Annotated in this window: 15 protein-coding genes; 12 read left to right on the forward strand and 3 right to left on the reverse strand. The window is 57.3% G+C overall.

Going from position 1 to position 15380, the window contains the following annotated elements; translation table 11 throughout:
• Window positions 1–111: 111 nt before the first annotated feature.
• The 7 genes from moaA to ytvI all read left to right on the forward strand — a co-directional run bounded on the left by moaA (window position 112) and on the right by ytvI (window position 8529).
• Complete coding sequence (moaA, locus tag B0G52_RS23395) at window positions 112–1113, forward strand: GTP 3',8-cyclase MoaA (RefSeq protein WP_198960712.1); 1002 nt, start codon at window positions 112–114, stop codon at window positions 1111–1113.
• Window positions 1114–1124: 11 nt separating this feature from the next.
• On the forward strand, window positions 1125–2561 hold the full coding sequence (locus B0G52_RS23400) for a bifunctional metallophosphatase/5'-nucleotidase (RefSeq protein ID WP_233162963.1): 1437 nt from the start codon (window positions 1125–1127) through the stop codon (window positions 2559–2561).
• 67 nt (window positions 2562–2628) lie between these two features.
• Window positions 2629–3480: an undecaprenyl-diphosphate phosphatase gene (locus tag B0G52_RS23405; protein ID WP_143762622.1), complete on the forward strand. Its 852-nt coding sequence runs from the start codon at window positions 2629–2631 to the stop codon at window positions 3478–3480.
• 158 nt (window positions 3481–3638) lie between these two features.
• Window positions 3639–4754, forward strand: a complete 1116-nt coding sequence (locus B0G52_RS23410; protein WP_094047818.1) for an HD-GYP domain-containing protein — start codon at window positions 3639–3641, stop codon at window positions 4752–4754.
• Between the two features lie 140 nt (window positions 4755–4894).
• Window positions 4895–6052, forward strand: a complete 1158-nt coding sequence (gene yfkAB / locus B0G52_RS23415) for a radical SAM/CxCxxxxC motif protein YfkAB (protein ID WP_094047819.1) — start codon at window positions 4895–4897, stop codon at window positions 6050–6052.
• A 51-nt stretch (window positions 6053–6103) separates the two neighbouring features.
• Window positions 6104–7462 carry a hemolysin family protein gene (locus tag B0G52_RS23420; RefSeq protein WP_094047820.1) on the forward strand — a complete coding sequence of 453 codons (1359 nt, stop codon included), beginning with the start codon at window positions 6104–6106 and terminating at the stop codon, window positions 7460–7462.
• A gap of 32 nt (window positions 7463–7494) precedes the next feature.
• Window positions 7495–8529 (forward strand): sporulation integral membrane protein YtvI, encoded by a 1035-nt coding sequence (gene ytvI / locus B0G52_RS23425; RefSeq protein WP_094047821.1) that lies wholly within the window; start codon window positions 7495–7497, stop codon window positions 8527–8529.
• 405 nt (window positions 8530–8934) lie between these two features.
• On the opposite strand, the gene B0G52_RS23430 is transcribed toward ytvI, so the two are convergent.
• The 3 genes from B0G52_RS23430 to B0G52_RS23440 form a co-directional block, all read right to left on the reverse strand.
• A complete protein-coding gene (locus B0G52_RS23430; protein WP_094047822.1) occupies window positions 8935–9504 on the reverse strand; it encodes a manganese catalase family protein in 570 nt (189 codons plus the stop codon).
• Window positions 9505–9522: 18 nt separating this feature from the next.
• On the reverse strand, window positions 9523–9750 hold the full coding sequence (locus tag B0G52_RS36285; RefSeq protein WP_233162973.1) for a spore coat protein CotJB: 228 nt from the start codon (window positions 9748–9750) through the stop codon (window positions 9523–9525).
• Window positions 9751–9895: 145 nt separating this feature from the next.
• Window positions 9896–10129, reverse strand: a complete 234-nt coding sequence (locus B0G52_RS23440; protein WP_094047824.1) for a spore coat associated protein CotJA — start codon at window positions 10127–10129, stop codon at window positions 9896–9898.
• A gap of 234 nt (window positions 10130–10363) precedes the next feature.
• On the opposite strand from B0G52_RS23440, the gene B0G52_RS23445 reads away from it, so the two are divergent.
• The 5 genes from B0G52_RS23445 to B0G52_RS23465 form a co-directional block, all read left to right on the forward strand.
• Window positions 10364–10864, forward strand: coding sequence for an NfeD family membrane protein (locus B0G52_RS23445; protein ID WP_094047825.1), 501 nt, complete (start codon window positions 10364–10366; stop codon window positions 10862–10864).
• Window positions 10865–10905: 41 nt separating this feature from the next.
• Window positions 10906–12339: a flotillin family protein gene (locus tag B0G52_RS23450; RefSeq protein WP_094047826.1), complete on the forward strand. Its 1434-nt coding sequence runs from the start codon at window positions 10906–10908 to the stop codon at window positions 12337–12339.
• A 195-nt stretch (window positions 12340–12534) separates the two neighbouring features.
• Window positions 12535–14124 carry a sensor domain-containing diguanylate cyclase gene (locus B0G52_RS23455; protein ID WP_094047827.1) on the forward strand — a complete coding sequence of 530 codons (1590 nt, stop codon included), beginning with the start codon at window positions 12535–12537 and terminating at the stop codon, window positions 14122–14124.
• Window positions 14125–14272: 148 nt separating this feature from the next.
• A complete protein-coding gene (locus tag B0G52_RS23460) occupies window positions 14273–15016 on the forward strand; it encodes a YheC/YheD family protein (protein ID WP_233162965.1) in 744 nt (247 codons plus the stop codon).
• Window positions 15017–15168: 152 nt separating this feature from the next.
• A partial coding sequence (locus B0G52_RS23465; RefSeq protein WP_233162966.1) for a transposase zinc-binding domain-containing protein occupies window positions 15169–15380 on the forward strand: 212 nt, incomplete at its 3' end.

The following is a 15380-nucleotide window of genomic DNA, read 5'->3' on the forward strand; positions in this document are numbered from 1 at the left end:
GATTTCTCCTTCATGCGGGCAATAACATTCGTTTCCCAAGCATACCATATCCCATGTGAAAATGTTATGCTAGAGGGACACACAAAGGATTGGCGGAGGGAGAGATCGGCAGTGGCGGAATTGATAGACAGATTCGGGAGGAAGCACACTTATTTGCGAATATCCGTGACCGACCGTTGCAACCTGCGCTGCCTGTATTGCATGCCGGAAGAAGGCATGAAGTTCATGGAACAAGACCGTCTGCTGTCCTATTCGCAGATCGTCGAGGTTGCCGCGGCGGCCGTCAGGCTCGGCATGCGCAAATTCAGAATTACCGGAGGCGAGCCTCTCGTCCGTCCGGGCTTGGAACAACTGATCGCCGGCATCGCGGCCCTGCCCGGGGTCGACGACATTTCCTTGACGACGAACGGGCTGCTGCTCAAGCAGCAAGCGTTCAAGCTTAAGGAAGCCGGGCTTAAGCGGGTTAACATCAGCCTGGATACGATGGACGACGTTCGTTTCAAATTCATCGCCCGCCGCGGGGAGCTGAAGCGGGTCTGGGAAGGCATCGAGGCGGCGGTGGAGGCCGGACTCGGGCCGATCAAGCTGAACTGCGTGCTGCTGAAAGGCGTCAACGAAGACGAGATCGGGCGCTTTCTGAAGCTGTCCATGGAGAGACCGATCCACGTCCGCTTCATCGAATATATGCCGATCGGACACGACGACGCCGGATGGCGCAGCCACTATCTTCCGCTGTCGGCGGTCCTCGAAGAAGCCCGTCGGCTCGGCTACGTTCTTCAGCAAGAGGAAGGGCCGCAGGGCAGCGGACCGTCGGAAAACTGGCGGATCGCCGGGGGAGTCGGATCGTTCGGACTGATCCACCCGATCAGCGAGCATTTCTGCAAAAGCTGCAACCGGCTGCGGCTGACCGCCGACGGCCATATCAAGCCTTGCCTGTACTGGATGGACGAATTGAGCGTCAGGCCCGCGCTCGGGTCCCCCGAGGCGATGGAGAGGCTGTTCCTGAAGGCGATGGACGTCAAGCCGGAAAATCACGAGATGGCCGCCGTGCTGGCCGGCACTCCGCTGAGCCACGAGCCGACGGAGCGCCGGATGTCGCAAATCGGCGGTTAGGAGAGCGTCCGATGACTAGGAATGTAACGCTGACGTTGCTGCATACGAATGATTTGCACAGCCATTTCGAAGAGACCTCCCGGATTGCCGGATACATCGAGGAAGTTCGCGGACGCACCGATCCGAACGCGCTGATCGTTCTCGACAGCGGAGATTTCCTGGATCGCGCGCGCATGGAGACGGAAGGAACGACGGCCGCCGTCAATCGGGCCGTCATGGAGCGGATCGGTTACGACGCGGTCATGCTCGGCAACAACGAAGGACTCAGCTACACGCCGGACGAACTGGAGCGCATCTTCGGCGGCATGTCCGTCCCGTTCGTATGCGCGAACATGACGCTGACCGCGACGGAGAGTCCGCCGGCGTGGATGATCCCTTCCTTGATGTTGGAGAGATCGGGACTGCGCATCGGCCTGATCGGGGCGACGGTCCCGTTCAACGAGTATTACGAACTGCTCGGCTGGGATGCGGGAGATCCGACCGCCGTGCTGAGAGCCGAAGTCGCCAAGCTAAGGCCGGAAGCCGACGTCATCATCCTGCTCTCCCATCTTGGCTTGCGCAGCGACGAGAGGATCGCCGCCGCCGTTCCGGGCGTCGATCTTATTCTCGGGGGCCACACCCATCACTTGCTGGAAGTGCCCCTGATCGAAGGGGATACCGCGATATGCGCCGCGGGCAAGTTCGGCGCGTACGTCGGTCATCTGCAGCTCGAGTTCGGCGCGGACCGCAAGCTGGTCAAGGTGTCCGGGGGCAGCATCCCGACCGATGACATGGCTCCCAGCGAGGGCGTCCAGCGGTTGATCTCGATGTATCGCGAGCAGGCCAAGCTCAGGATGGGACGCAAAATCGCTAGCCTCAGCGAGCCGCTCGAATGGCGCCACGACCGCGAATCGCCGCTTCCGACGCTGCTGTCCGCGGCGATACGGGCGATGACGGGCGCGGACATCGCACTCGTGAATGCGGGCCAACTGCTGGAGGGCCTGCCTGCGGGCGACGTCACCGAAGAGACGATTCACGCCATCTGCCCGTCTCCGATCAATCCTTGCATGATGCGTCTGCCCGGAAGCCTTATTCTGAAGACGCTGGAAGAGAGTCTGCTGCCCGAATTTCAGGACCTGGAAATTCGCGGCTTCGGGTTCCGGGGAAAGGTGCTCGGCACGTTATGTCTGGACGGCCTGGAGGTTGCGGCGGATATGTCCCGCCCTCCTTACCAGCGCGTCAAGGAGGCCGCGATAGGCGGAGCAAGCCTGGACGTACATAGGGAGTACACCGTAGGAACGCTGGACATGTTCACCTTCGGAGTCGGATACATCGGATTGAAGGAAGGCCGGGAGATTCGCTACTACTTGCCGGAGTTCATTCGCGACGTCCTGACCCGTTCGCTTAACGACGACGGAATGATCGCGCGTTCCAAGGAGCCGAGATGGAGGTATTCCGACGCGCCCTGACGGCTCCCGGCGCGCCCTTGGCTTTGCAGTCCGCAAGGAACCTTAGTTTGGGGGAGTGAAAACGGAGATGCTGCATTGGTTCGATTCCATCATTCTGGGCATTGTGGAAGGCTTGACGGAGTTTCTGCCGGTATCCTCGACCGGTCACATGATTCTGACGAACAAGCTTCTCGGATACGAGGAAGCCCCCGAACAGCTTAAGACATTCGAGATCGTCATTCAATTCGCGGCGATTCTGGCTATCGCGCTCGTCTACCGGGACAGAATCCTGCAGATATTCGGCTTGGGCAAGGCGCAGTCGGTTCGCGGGCTGTCCGTGGACGCCTTCCCGAAGCGCAGGCTGAATCTGATCCACGTCGCCCTCGGCATCGTGCCGCCGCTCGGCGTGGCGTATCTGTTCCGGGACACGATCAAGGAAATCGGATTTCACGCCGCTCCCGTCCTATGGGCGCTCGTCGTCGGCGGGATCTACATGTGGGTGTCCGAAGCGCTGTACGATTCGGGTAAAATCAAGAGAACGGCGGAGACGATGGACGACATTTCGTACAAGCAGGCTCTGCTGATCGGCGTGTTCCAATGCGTGTCGGCCGTATGGCCGGGCTTCTCCCGGTCCGGATCGACGATCGCGGCCGGCATGCTCGGCGGGGTCAGCTATCGGGCCTCGGCGGACTTCAGCTTCTTCATCGCCATTCCGATCATGACGGCGGCGACCGGATACGAGCTGCTCAGCAACATCGACAACTTCCGTTCCGGCGGCATCGACGTCGGGTTTCTGCTTACCGGCTTTATCGTATCGTTTCTCGTCGCCTGGCTCGTCGTTGTCGCCTTTCTGAAGGCGCTCCAGAAGTTCAAATTAAAGTATTTCGCCTGGTACCGTTTTGCGTTGGCCGCTTTGTTTTATTTGTTCGTCATGCGGTAACTGCATAGCGTGGATAGGTAGAATAATGTCGAATCATGAAGAATAAACAAATTTCTCATCGAAAGGCTATTCAATAAACGAAGTCGAATTCCGATGTAATCATAAGGGAACTTTTGCCTGTTGGCCTGATTTCGTCCCCGAAGGAGGAAGATTACGAAATGCGCATGATGCCGATTTCTCTATGTCGGCCGGGAATGAGACTGGCGAAGCGAATCTATTCCGATGACGGCATCGTGCTGCTGGCCGAAGGCGTCGAGCTCACTTCCAAACTAATCCGGCGATTGGGAGAATGCGGGATCAGTTTTGTGTACATTCAAGATTCCCGAACGGACGACTTGTCCGTTCCCGAACTGCTCAGCGACGAGACGCAGAGGCGAACGCTGCAGACGATACGCTCGGTGTTTCAGGACTTCGGCAATGCTTCCGGGAGAAGCAAATCGGGCACTTACCCCTACGTCGGGCGCAAGATGAAAGAAGTGATGCAGCTGATCATGGACGATTTAAGCGGCAATAAGGACGCGATGATCATGCTGATGAATCTGCATACGGTCGATCACTATTTGTACATGCATTCCATGAACGTATGCGTGTATACGACTTTGCTCGGCATGGCGAGCGGCTACAGTCACGACGAGCTCGTGACGCTCGGGATCGGCGCGCTGCTTCACGACGTGGGCAAAACCCAAATCTCGATGCAGGTGCTGCTCAAGCCGGGAGCTCTGTCGGCCTACGAGTTCGACGAGATGAAGCGGCATACGGAGCGAGGGTTTTACTTGCTCAAGGACGAGCCGAATATTCCGATTCTGGCCGCTCACTGCGCATATCAGCATCATGAGAGGCTGAACGGATCCGGCTACCCGAGAGGAATCAAAGGCGACGAAATTCACGATTATGCCAAATGGATCGGAATCGTCGATTCCTATGACGCGATGACGAGCCACCGGGTTTATCGCGACGCGATGCTTCCGCATCAGGCGGTCGAAGTCTTGTATTCGGGAAGCGGGACGCTGTACGACGTGTCCAAGCTGCAGCTGTTTCGTGACAAGGTGGCCATCTACCCGATCGGACTCTCGGTCAAGCTGAACACGGGACAGAGCGCGGTCGTCTGCGATATCAATTCGACGTGCGCCCATCGTCCGATTATTCGAGTGCTGACGGATGAGGAAGGCATCGAGCTGAAGACGCCGTTCGATATGGATCTGTCCAAGCATCTGAACGTCCTGATCTCCAAAATCGAGATAAACGCGGGAGAAATGAACACGATGCCCGCATAAACCGATACAAGGCTGCCCCGAACGCGGACGAACCCGCGCGCAGGGCGGCTTGTTTTGTCCTTCCAGCCATGACAGGTTTGTTTTTATCGGCTCCGACCATTACAATAAAAATAACGCAAAGAACGACAGGAGCATGAACGATGCAGCAAGCTTTATCCCGGCCGGCGAAGGCGGCGCCATTCGCCGCGCCTTCCGACTGGCCCGTATTATCTCCCGCTTACGACCCTTGGGACCCGATCCGCTCCCTGCAGCGATACGGAAGACACGAGCTGACGAGCGTGGAACTGACGGTTACCCATCTGTGCAACATGAGGTGCGAGCATTGCGCCGTAGGGGACAGCTTAACGATGACCGAAGCGCCCCATCTGCCGCTCGATCTTCTGTTCCGCAGGTTGGACGAAGTGCGGCACCTGGAGACGATCAGCATGACCGGGGGAGAACCGACGTTTCGCCTGGAGACGGTCAAGAACGTGCTGCTGCCCGTATTGAAGTACGCCCGCGAACGCGGTATCCGCACGCAGCTCAACTCCAACGTGACGATGGATTTCGAAAGGTACGAGCTGATCGCGCCTTATTTGGACGTCATGCACATATCTTTTAATTATACGCAAGCGGAAGATTTCCATCGGGTCGGCTTCGCCCGTACCGGACGCACCGTTCGGCCGGAGGCGACGTCCAAGCTGTACGAGAGAATGATCGACAACGCCAGACGGCTCTCCGAAGGCGGATTGCTCGTATCTGCGGAATCGATGATCAACTACCGCACGCACGAGCGCATCGCGGACATTCATCGGCTCATCGTCGAGATGGGCTGTTGGCGCCATGAGGTGCATCCGATGTACCCGAGCTCGTTCGCCTCCTCCTTGCCGGCCATTTCCCGGCAGCAGATGCTGGAGGCGGTGCGCACGCTGCTCGACGTTCGCCATCCCGACGTATGGATGCTGTTCGGCACGCTTCCCTTTTTCGCCTGCAGCGAGAACGAAGAAGAGCGCGGCATCGTCGCCAGGTTAAGAGAGGAAACGAACGTGACCGTGCGCAACGACCCGGACGGCCGCAACCGAGTGAACGTGAATCTGTTCAGCGGCGACGTCTACGTGACCGACTTCGCTTCGGTGCCGCCGTTTGGCAACATCCGCAGCGAGAAGCTGGACGACGTGTTCGCCAAGTGGCGGGAACACCCGATGCAGCAAGCGATTAATTGCCATTGTCCCGCGGCGGGATGCTGCGGTCCGAACCTGCTCGTTCAGGACATGTACTACCGGGATGTTGACTTTACGACAAGGCGCGCAATCCCTTAACGATAAAGTCGCAAAGATTCGGTCGGAGATCATGAGGAGGAGTACGTTCACTTGGAACTCGAATGGGATTTGATTTTCTGGAACGTTGTTCTCGTATTGTTCTTAGTTTTCCTTAACGGATTTTTCGTCGCGTCCGAATTCGCTCTCGTCAAGGTCCGGCAGAGCCGGCTGACGCAGCTCAGCAAGGAAGGCAACGTACGCGCGAAATACGCCCTGAAGGTCAACCAGCGGCTGGACGCCTATCTGTCGGCGACCCAATTGGGCATTACGCTGGCCTCGCTCGGTTTGGGCTGGGTCGGGGAGCCGGCGATCGCCGATCTGATCATCGCGCCGCTGCTCCACGAGTTCGGCGTAACGGACGAAACGTTGATCCATTCGATCGCGTTCGCGGTTGCTTTCTGCATCATTACGTTTCTGCACATCGTCCTCGGAGAACTGGCCCCCAAGTCGCTGGCGATTCAGCGTTCCGTAGGCGTATCGCTCTGGTTGAGCTGGCCGTTGCTCATGTTTTACCGGTTGTTCCTGCCATTCATCTGGCTGCTGAACGGCGCTGCGAACCGGCTGCTGAAGCTGGTCGGCGTCGAGCCGGCCAGTGAGCACGACGCTGCTCACACCGAGGAGGAAATCCGCATCCTGATGGATGAGAGCGCCAAGAGCGGCATTATCGACAAAGACGAGATGACGCTGTTCGACAACGTCTTCGAATTCGCGGATCGGGTCGCACGCGAGATCATGCTTCCAAGAACGGATATGGACTGCCTGTTCACGAACGTGTCTTACGCGGACAACATGAAGGTGGTTTACTCGACGAAGCATACTCGTTATCCGGTCGGGGTCGAGGATAAGGACCAGATCGTCGGCTTCGTGCACATTACCGATCTGCTCACCGCCGATCCGGACGAGGAGCACAATCTCAAAGAGTTTCTGCGACCGATCCTGAGCGTGCCGGAATCGATGGAAATCAGCAAGGTGCTGAAGCTGATGCAGCGCCGCAAATCCCAGGTCGCCATCGTCATCGACGAATACGGCGGAACGGCGGGCATGCTGACCGCCGAGACGATCTTGGAGGAGCTTGTCGGAGAGCTTCAGGACGAATTCGACGACGAGCTGCCGAACGTCGTGATCAAAGGGGAATTAACTTCCGTGGACGGGCGTATGTTGATAGAAGACGTGAACGATCTGCTCGGACTCGAGATCGAAGACGACGAAGTGGATTCGATCGGCGGCTGGCTGTTCAACCATCTCGAAGGCACCATTTCCAAAGGACAGAAGATCATCCACGAAGGCTACGTGTTCGAGATTGCCCAGACGGAACGGCTTCGCGTGCAGCGGGTACATATCTACAAAAACAAAATAGCGCTGGTGGACGCGCCGGATAAACCGTCGCGATCGAACCAAGACAGTCAGTAACGGCGGGGAAGCCCGGGAAGAGGGGAAAGGCCGTGCCGATTCGAATCATTGTGCTGATGGTTTCATCGCTCCTATTTTTGTATTTGCTGTTCACGGTGGGGGCTCCGTTCCTGCTCGCGCTCGTTGTGGCGATCTTTCTCGAGCCGCTTACGCTTCTGTTCATGAACAAGGCGAAGATGAATCGGCTGGCCGCCACGACCGTCTCGAGCACGCTGTTCACCGTTGTCCTGCTGGGCTTGCTGGGTTTGCTGGGGATGAAGCTGGTCAGCGAGCTCCGGGCGTTCCTGGACAAAATGCCGAGCATGCTGGAGAACGCCAATACATACATACGAAGCTTGATCGAGAAGGCTCAGACTTATTCGAACAACGGAGCCGCGCCGCTGCCGGATCAGCTGGAAGACTGGGTGTCCAACATCACGGCCGCTCTCAGCCAACTGTCCACGAAGCTGTCCGGAGTGCTGTTCAGCTTCGCGTCGGGCATCCCGGACTTCTTCATTTTCTTCATCGTGTTCCTGGTCGCAGTCTATTTGTTCTCGCTGAGCTTGCCGACGATGAAAAGCTCGTTCCTGTCCTTGTTCGAAGAGAAATCGAAGCTTCAGGTGGAGGAAGTGCTGGCCAGCCTGCGCAGATCGGTGTTCGGCTTCCTGCGCGCACAGCTGCTGCTCAGCGTCATTACCTACATTCTGTCGTTCACCGGTCTGCTCATTATCGGAACGGGCTATCCGCTCGCGATCGCGCTCGTCATCGTCATCGTGGACATTCTTCCCGTGCTCGGCGTAGGTTCGGCCCTCGTGCCGTGGGCGGCGTTCCAGATCGCCACCGGAGAAATGTATACCGGAATCGGCCTGATTTTGCTGTTCCTCGTCATTACGGTCGTGCGCCGGATCGTCGAGCCGAAAATTCTCGGAGACGCGGTCGGGATCGGCGCGTTGTCGGCCTTGATCAGCTTGTACGTCGGCTACGAGCTCGTCGGCATCGTCGGCGTGTTCCTCGGCCCGATCGTCGTGATCGTGTTCATGGCGATGCGCAAGGCGGGGCTGTTCGACTTTAAAATCAAATTTCAGTAACAGGGCGGTCCCATAAGAAAAAAGAGACGTACCGAACGATTATCGATGGATGAGCGTTGTACGGGGCTGTCCCAAAAGAGGTCAGAGCGCAACAATTGGTATTATCGATGAATAAGAACGGGGTATATATCTCCCTACGCTACAATGTACCCCAGAAAGTGACGAGAAGCTTCGCAGCTTATTCCGATTACTTTCCGGGGACCCCGAAGCGTGGCCATGAAATCAGGAATCGATTAACCCGTGACAGGGTAATTTCATGACCGTATGAGGCAGGCGCTTCGCTCTTCGGGAGATATATACCCCTATTCTAACTCGATAATACTTGTTGCCTGACTTATGGGCCAGCTCCTTCTTTTTTTCATCGATAATCTTGTACGTCCCTGCTTATGGGCCAGCCCCTTACGCTTAATAAATCTTCTTCTGATCGCGATCCGCCTTCAAGATCTCTACCGCCTCTTTGAATCTAAGCGAGTGCACGATTTCCCGCTCCCGCAGAAACTTCAGCGAATCCTGGATGTCGACGTCGTCCGTATAATCGATCAACCACTGATAGGTCGCCCGAGCCTTCTCCTCCGCGGCGATATCCTCGTACAGGTCGGCGATCGGATCGCCTTTGGCGGCTATGTAGGCAGCCGTCCACGGCACTCCCGCGGCATTGTTGTAGAACATCGCTCCATCGTGATTGACGAAATTCGCGCCGAGCCCGGCGGCTTCCAGCTGCTCCGGGGTGGCGTCTTTGGTCAGCTTGTAAATCATGGTGGCAATCATCTCTAAGTGCGCGAACTCCTCTGTGCCTATATCCGTAAGCAACCCAATCACTTTGTCCGGAATCGTATACCGTTGATTCAAGTAACGCAGAGCCGCGGACAGCTCGCCGTCGGCTCCGCCGTACTGCTCGACCAGATAACGCGCCATTCGGGGATCGCACTTGCTGACCCTGACGGGATATTGCAGTTTTTTTTCATAAATCCACATGCTCCAGTCTCCTCCTCCCTATACTTGCCACGGCCAAGGGGTGTCGTTCCACTGCCAAGGGAACCGGCTGTAGCTGAGACCGAATTGCAGAAGCGGACCGTATTTCATCTCGAAATCGTGCGCGAGTTGGCGCCGTCTCTGGGAGAGCTGGTTAAACTGCTGAACGGCCTGCATGTCGTTGGGGTGAGTGTCCAAATACAGCGTCAATTCGACTAATGCGAAATCCGTCTTTTGAAGCTCCAGCAGCTCGCGGCGGTAGGCATCGTCGCCCCTGACGCTCGGCTCAGGCGCTTTATCCTCTCCGTCCCGGTAGTCTCTCGCCTTGCGGTCGTATCGGACGTATCTGTCGTTCCAGTCGTCCCGGTCCCTGCGTTCGTCGCGATCGAACCGTTCAGGCATTGCCTTTCCCTCCCTTCGTCGTGCGGCGCGGCGTATAGTCGCTGTAGAGAGCGGGCCACAAGGTGCCTCGTCTTAACGCCTCGTCTAACGGAAACTGGGGCAAATTCATAGGCTGAAAAGAAATATATTGGTTGGGCGGAACGACATACCACTTTACTCGAATAGGCGGACAGGGGTCGTTCGCTCCGACATAAGGCTTCCAACTTCGCCATTGGGAATCGTTCATCCGGCCGGTACCTCCTTCGTTGTTCGTCGATCGCAGCGCGACAGCCGAAAATATCCGCTAATATCCTATGCCCAAAGTCTCGTACTTCTGACATGATTTTCGAATCTTATTTTTGAAGGGTCGTCTTCTGACGACAATCCATCAGAAATACAAAAAAGGAGTAACTTTCCATTCGTAATTACGTATTACTTAGTGTACTGCCACTACGAAGGTCCGGAAGGGGGTGCAGGCAACTTGGAAACGTTAATGATCGTACTGTTCGGCATTGGCGTCGGGTATGCGGTGTTATCGGCTTTCGTAGGAGATTTGTTCGGTTTGGACGTCCATACGGGGGAGCTGCCCTTTCTGTCGCCGACCATTATCGCGACTTTCCTGACCGTGTTCGGCGGAGTCGGATACATGCTGCTGCATAACACGGGATGGTCGGCGCTGCCGGTAGCCAGCTTGTCGCTCTTGATCGCGCTCGGTGTTTCCTCGGTCGTATTGTTCCTGGTCGTTATTCCTTTGCAAGCTGCGCAAAAAGGGAGCGCAAGGTCCGCGAAGCAGATGATCGGATCGCTGGCGGAGGTTGCGACGTCCATCCAAGGTTCGCGGCTGGGAGAAATCGTCTACGAGCAGGGAGGAACAAGGCACAGCGCTCCTGCCAAAGCTTATGGCGAGATTTCGATTCGGCAAGGAGCCCAGGTCAGAATCCTGGACGAGATTGCCGGTACCTTCGTCGTGGAAGAGGCTTAGGCGCGATTCGCGCAATCCAATGCGGAAAGGGAGGAATCAAAATGAATATGGACGCAACCTTGTATATTCCGGTAGGCATCGTGCTCGTCGTCATTTTGCTGATCGTCGTATTCGCATCGAGATACCGCACGGTGAAAGCGGACCAGGCGATGATCGTCACCGGGGCGCTGACGCGCGACGGGATGAAGATCGTGAAGGCGGGCGGAACGTTCGTCTGGCCGGTCGTGCAGGAGGCGTCGTTCCTGTCGCTGCAAGTGCAGACGGTCGACGTACATACCCCTGAAGTCTATACGATGCATGGGGTTCCGGTTATGGTGGAGGGCGTCGCGCAGATCAAAATCAAAGGCGATCTGGAATCGATGGCGACCGCCGCGGAACAATTCCTCGGCAAACCGGAGGCAGAGCTCAAGGGCATCGCGACGCAGACGATGGAAGGTCATCTTCGCGCCATTCTCGGCACGATGACGGTGGAGGATGTCTACAAAAACCGCGAAGAATTCGCTAGAAACGTGCAGGAAGTCGCAGCCAGCGATCTGAACAAAATGGGTTTGCAGATCGTCTCGTTCACGATTCGCGACGTTCGGGACAAGAACGGTTACCTGGACGCGCTCGGCCAGCCGCAGATCGCGTCAGTCAAGCGGGACGCCGAGATCGCCAAGGCGAACGCCTACCGGGACGAGCAGATCGCCAAGTCGAAAGCGCTGGAGGAAGGCAAGAAGGCGGAATTTACGGCCGAGACGAACATCGCCGAAGCGCATAAGCAAATGGAAGTGAAGAAGGCCGAGTTCAAGCGGGAGCAGGATATGAGAAAGGCGGAAGCCGATCAGTCCTACAAGCTTCAGGAAGCGAAGACGCTTCAGTCGGTCAAAGCCGAAGAAATGCAAATCCAGGTCATCGAGCGCGAGAAGCAGATCGAGCTGGAAGCCAAGGAGATCGAACGCCGCGAACGGGAACTGGTGGCGACGGTGAAGAAGCAGGCCGAGGCCGAGCGTTTCGCACAGGAGCAGCGGGCCGAAGCGGACCGCTACCAGATCGAAGCGAAGGCGAGAGCGGAAGCGGAAGCCGTGAGACTGGCGGGTAACGCCAATGCGGACAAGGAACGCGCGGAAGGTACGGCCGAAGCCGACGTCATTCGGCTCAAGGGTCTTGCCGAAGCGGAAGCGAAGGACAAGATCGCGGACGCGCTGCGCAAGTACGGAGAGGCGGCGGTCATCGAGCTGATCGTCCAGAAGTTCCCGGAGATCGCCCGTGCGATCGCCGAGCCGCTCTCGAAGACGGAGAAGATCGTCATCGTCGACGGAGGAAGCGGCGGACCGAACGGCGGAGCAGGCAAGGTGACGGGCTACGTGACCGATCTGCTGGCGAAGATGCCGGAGACGGTCGGCGCGCTTACAGGAGTAGACGTCAATCAATGGCTGCGCAAGCTGGCCCAAGGCGACAATTCCATCGACAAGGACTCGGGGAAAGACTCATAACTTCATAATGGCTAGAAGCTGACAATGGCGGCGCGAAGGGACGATTCCCTGCGCCGCCATTGCCCGTTCCGGGCCTGTTGCCGATCCGGTGCGCTTCCGGCAACATAAGAAAAATGAAGATTTGCGCGCGGCGCAAGGAAAATTGTAGCTTCGTGTCGAATAAATGAGCAAAGAGAACTATAGGGGTCCAAGGATATGCATAAAAACAGAGGCTTCAAGTTAAGGTTGACAGTAAACGCAATCGTCATGGCGACGGTGTTGGCGACGGTCGTCATTATATCGTTGGTCGCTTACCAGAACGAGAAGAGATCGCTGTTTCGTTTGACGTTCCAGTTAAATGAGACGTATGCGGACAAAATCGCCGAAACAACGAACTTTATTTTTCAACATATGATGAACAGCCTGGCGATAACCGGAGAATTCCTGTCCTCCGATCTGTCGCGCGCGGATTTGAAGGACCAGCTTATGCTGTTCCAGGAAGGCAACTCTTTCTTTAATTCCGTGTTTATCGTCGACAAGGAAGGCATTTTGCTCGCCGCTTCGAATCTGCCTTCGGCGCGGGGCAGCAAGCTGCTCTCGGAAGGTCCGACGCAGGCGATCCGGGAGCAGAAGCCGCTCGTCTCCGAGCCGTACATAAGCTCGGTGACGAACAAGCTGATCGTCATGGTCAGCGCTCCTCTGCACGACGCTTCCGGCAACTATATCGGATTTATCGGGGGATCGATCCGGCTGCACGAGACGAATATTTTCCAGACGGTGCTGGGCAGCGTTCCGAACGAGTCGGACGGCTCGTACGCTTACGTGGTCAGTTCGAACGGCGTGCTGCTGTACCATCCGGATTCGGAGCGAATCGGGGAGAAGGTGACCGGCAATCCGGTCGTCTCGAGCGTAATTTCGGGATTAAGCGGATCGGAGAGAATCGTCAACACCAGGGGCGTCGACGTGCTTGCCAGCTACGCGCCGATAGGCAACGCTGGCTGGGGCATCGTCGCTCAGACGCCTGCGGAATCCGTGCTGCAATCGGCGCGCAAGCTGATTACGGCGATTATCGTATATATGCTGCCGGCTCTGGTTCTTTTCGTCATTGTGATCACCTTGGTCGTACGCAAGCTGTCCGAGCCTTTCGTCAAGCTGACGGAATTCGCGTCCATGCTCTCCCCGACGAACAGCGGAGCGGACGAACTGCCGCGGATTCACGGGCTGAGCTACGAGGCGAACGAGCTTCACAAGGCGTTCGGCAGAGCGGTTCGCCACTTCCGCTACCAGTTCGACAGCCTGTCGCAGGAAGCCCAGACCGATCCGCTCACGGGGTTGTTCAACCGCAGGACGATGGACAAGTTTATCGGCAGCTGGATTGCCAAGGGGAATCCGTTCTCCCTTCTTGTGATGGACTTGGATCATTTCAAAAACGTGAACGACACTTACGGCCACGACGTAGGGGACGAGGTGCTGAAGTTTCTGGCGAGCAGCTTGCGCAAGCTGCTTAAGGAAGACAACGTGATCTGCAGGTTCGGCGGGGAAGAATTTATCGTCCTCCTGCCCGACGACCGGTTCGAATCCGCTCTGGAAGCCGCCGAACGCATACGCCAGCACATGGCGGAGACGGACGGGCCGACGGGCGGCAAGGTGACGCTGTCGATCGGGGCGGCCCATTATCCGGGGTTCGCGAGCAATGCCGAGCAGCTGTTCCGCGTGGCGGACGAAGCTCTGTACCGGGCGAAGCATCAAGGCCGCAACCGCGTGGAGGTTGCCCACGCGATCATCTCGCAAGCGACGGCGAATTAAACTCGACCGATCGACCGGGCTGACCTGGGGCGCTCCTCTTACCGGGATGCATGAGCCGCAGCGATTATCGCCTGTTTTTGTCCCCAGCGGCGCCGGCTGCTCATACACTGGAATCGGATGTTCGCATTCTGATTTGAGGAGGTGCCGCGTGCCCCGTCATGTGAGCAGCAAATGGAAGAAAACCGCGGCGATAATGGACAGCGCGTCGCTGAGACGACTCGTCCCCGAGACAGTTCGATTCGGAGGACGGGAGCTGGGCCGGCAGCTTAAGCGCCACGGGATGGTCTACGTCAAGCCGGAATCCGGCACCCACGGCAAAGGCGTCATGCGGGCGGAGCGGACCGATGGGGGACGCTGCCTGCTGCGGACGGGCAGGCGGCAACGGGCATATCCCTCCTGCGCCCGGCTGGCCGAGGCGCTGCGCCGCAAGATCAGAGGTCGCAAGTACTTGATTCAGCGGGGGATTCGCCTGCTTAAATACAATGGACGCGCGTTCGACCTGCGCGTGATGGCGCAATGGACGCCGCGCAAGACGTGGCGGACGACCGGAATGATCGGCAGGGTGGCGGCTCCCGGCAAAATCGTGACCAATTATCACAGCGGAGGCAAGCTCGTTCCGGTCAACCGCCTGCTCGCCGGCCATACGGGCAAGGGCTCCGCGGACAGAACGATCCGGACGCTTGAGCGGATCGGCATCAAGGCGGGAAAGGCGTTGCGGCGGCGGTATCCCGGCGTCTGCGAGGTCGGCGTCGACATCGGCCTGGACCGAACGTTGAAGCCGTGGATCATCGAAGTCAATACGAGCCCGGATCCTTATATTTTCAGAAAGCTGCCCGATCCTTCGATCTTCAAGAGAATCCGGCGGTATGCGAAAGCCTATGGGCGAAAATAAAGCGGCGTCATCCCAAAAATCCCGGTCTCCATCGCGTATGCGAAGGGGACCGGGATTTTGCTTGACGAGAGGACGCCGAAGGCGTTTTGGCTTGCAATATCAGAAAGTATAAAATCACTGCCCTATTTCAGAAAATTTGTTAAGGTAAGCATATGGAGAGCAATGTACTGAAGCGGATTTTTCTGGAGAACTGGGATTGGTTTTGTGGGAAGCATGGAGATCGAATCCGACCAGCGGTATTGAAGGAAGTGACGAAGTTTTTAGGTTGCGGGAATCCTAAGAACGGATTTAAGCTTTTGGTATGCGAAGGTTGCCACGATATAAGGAGAGTGCCGTACAGGTGCAAGGGAAGGTTTTGTACGAC

Source organism: Cohnella sp. SGD-V74, assembly GCF_003001675.1.
Taxonomy (GTDB): domain Bacteria; phylum Bacillota; class Bacilli; order Paenibacillales; family Paenibacillaceae; genus Cohnella.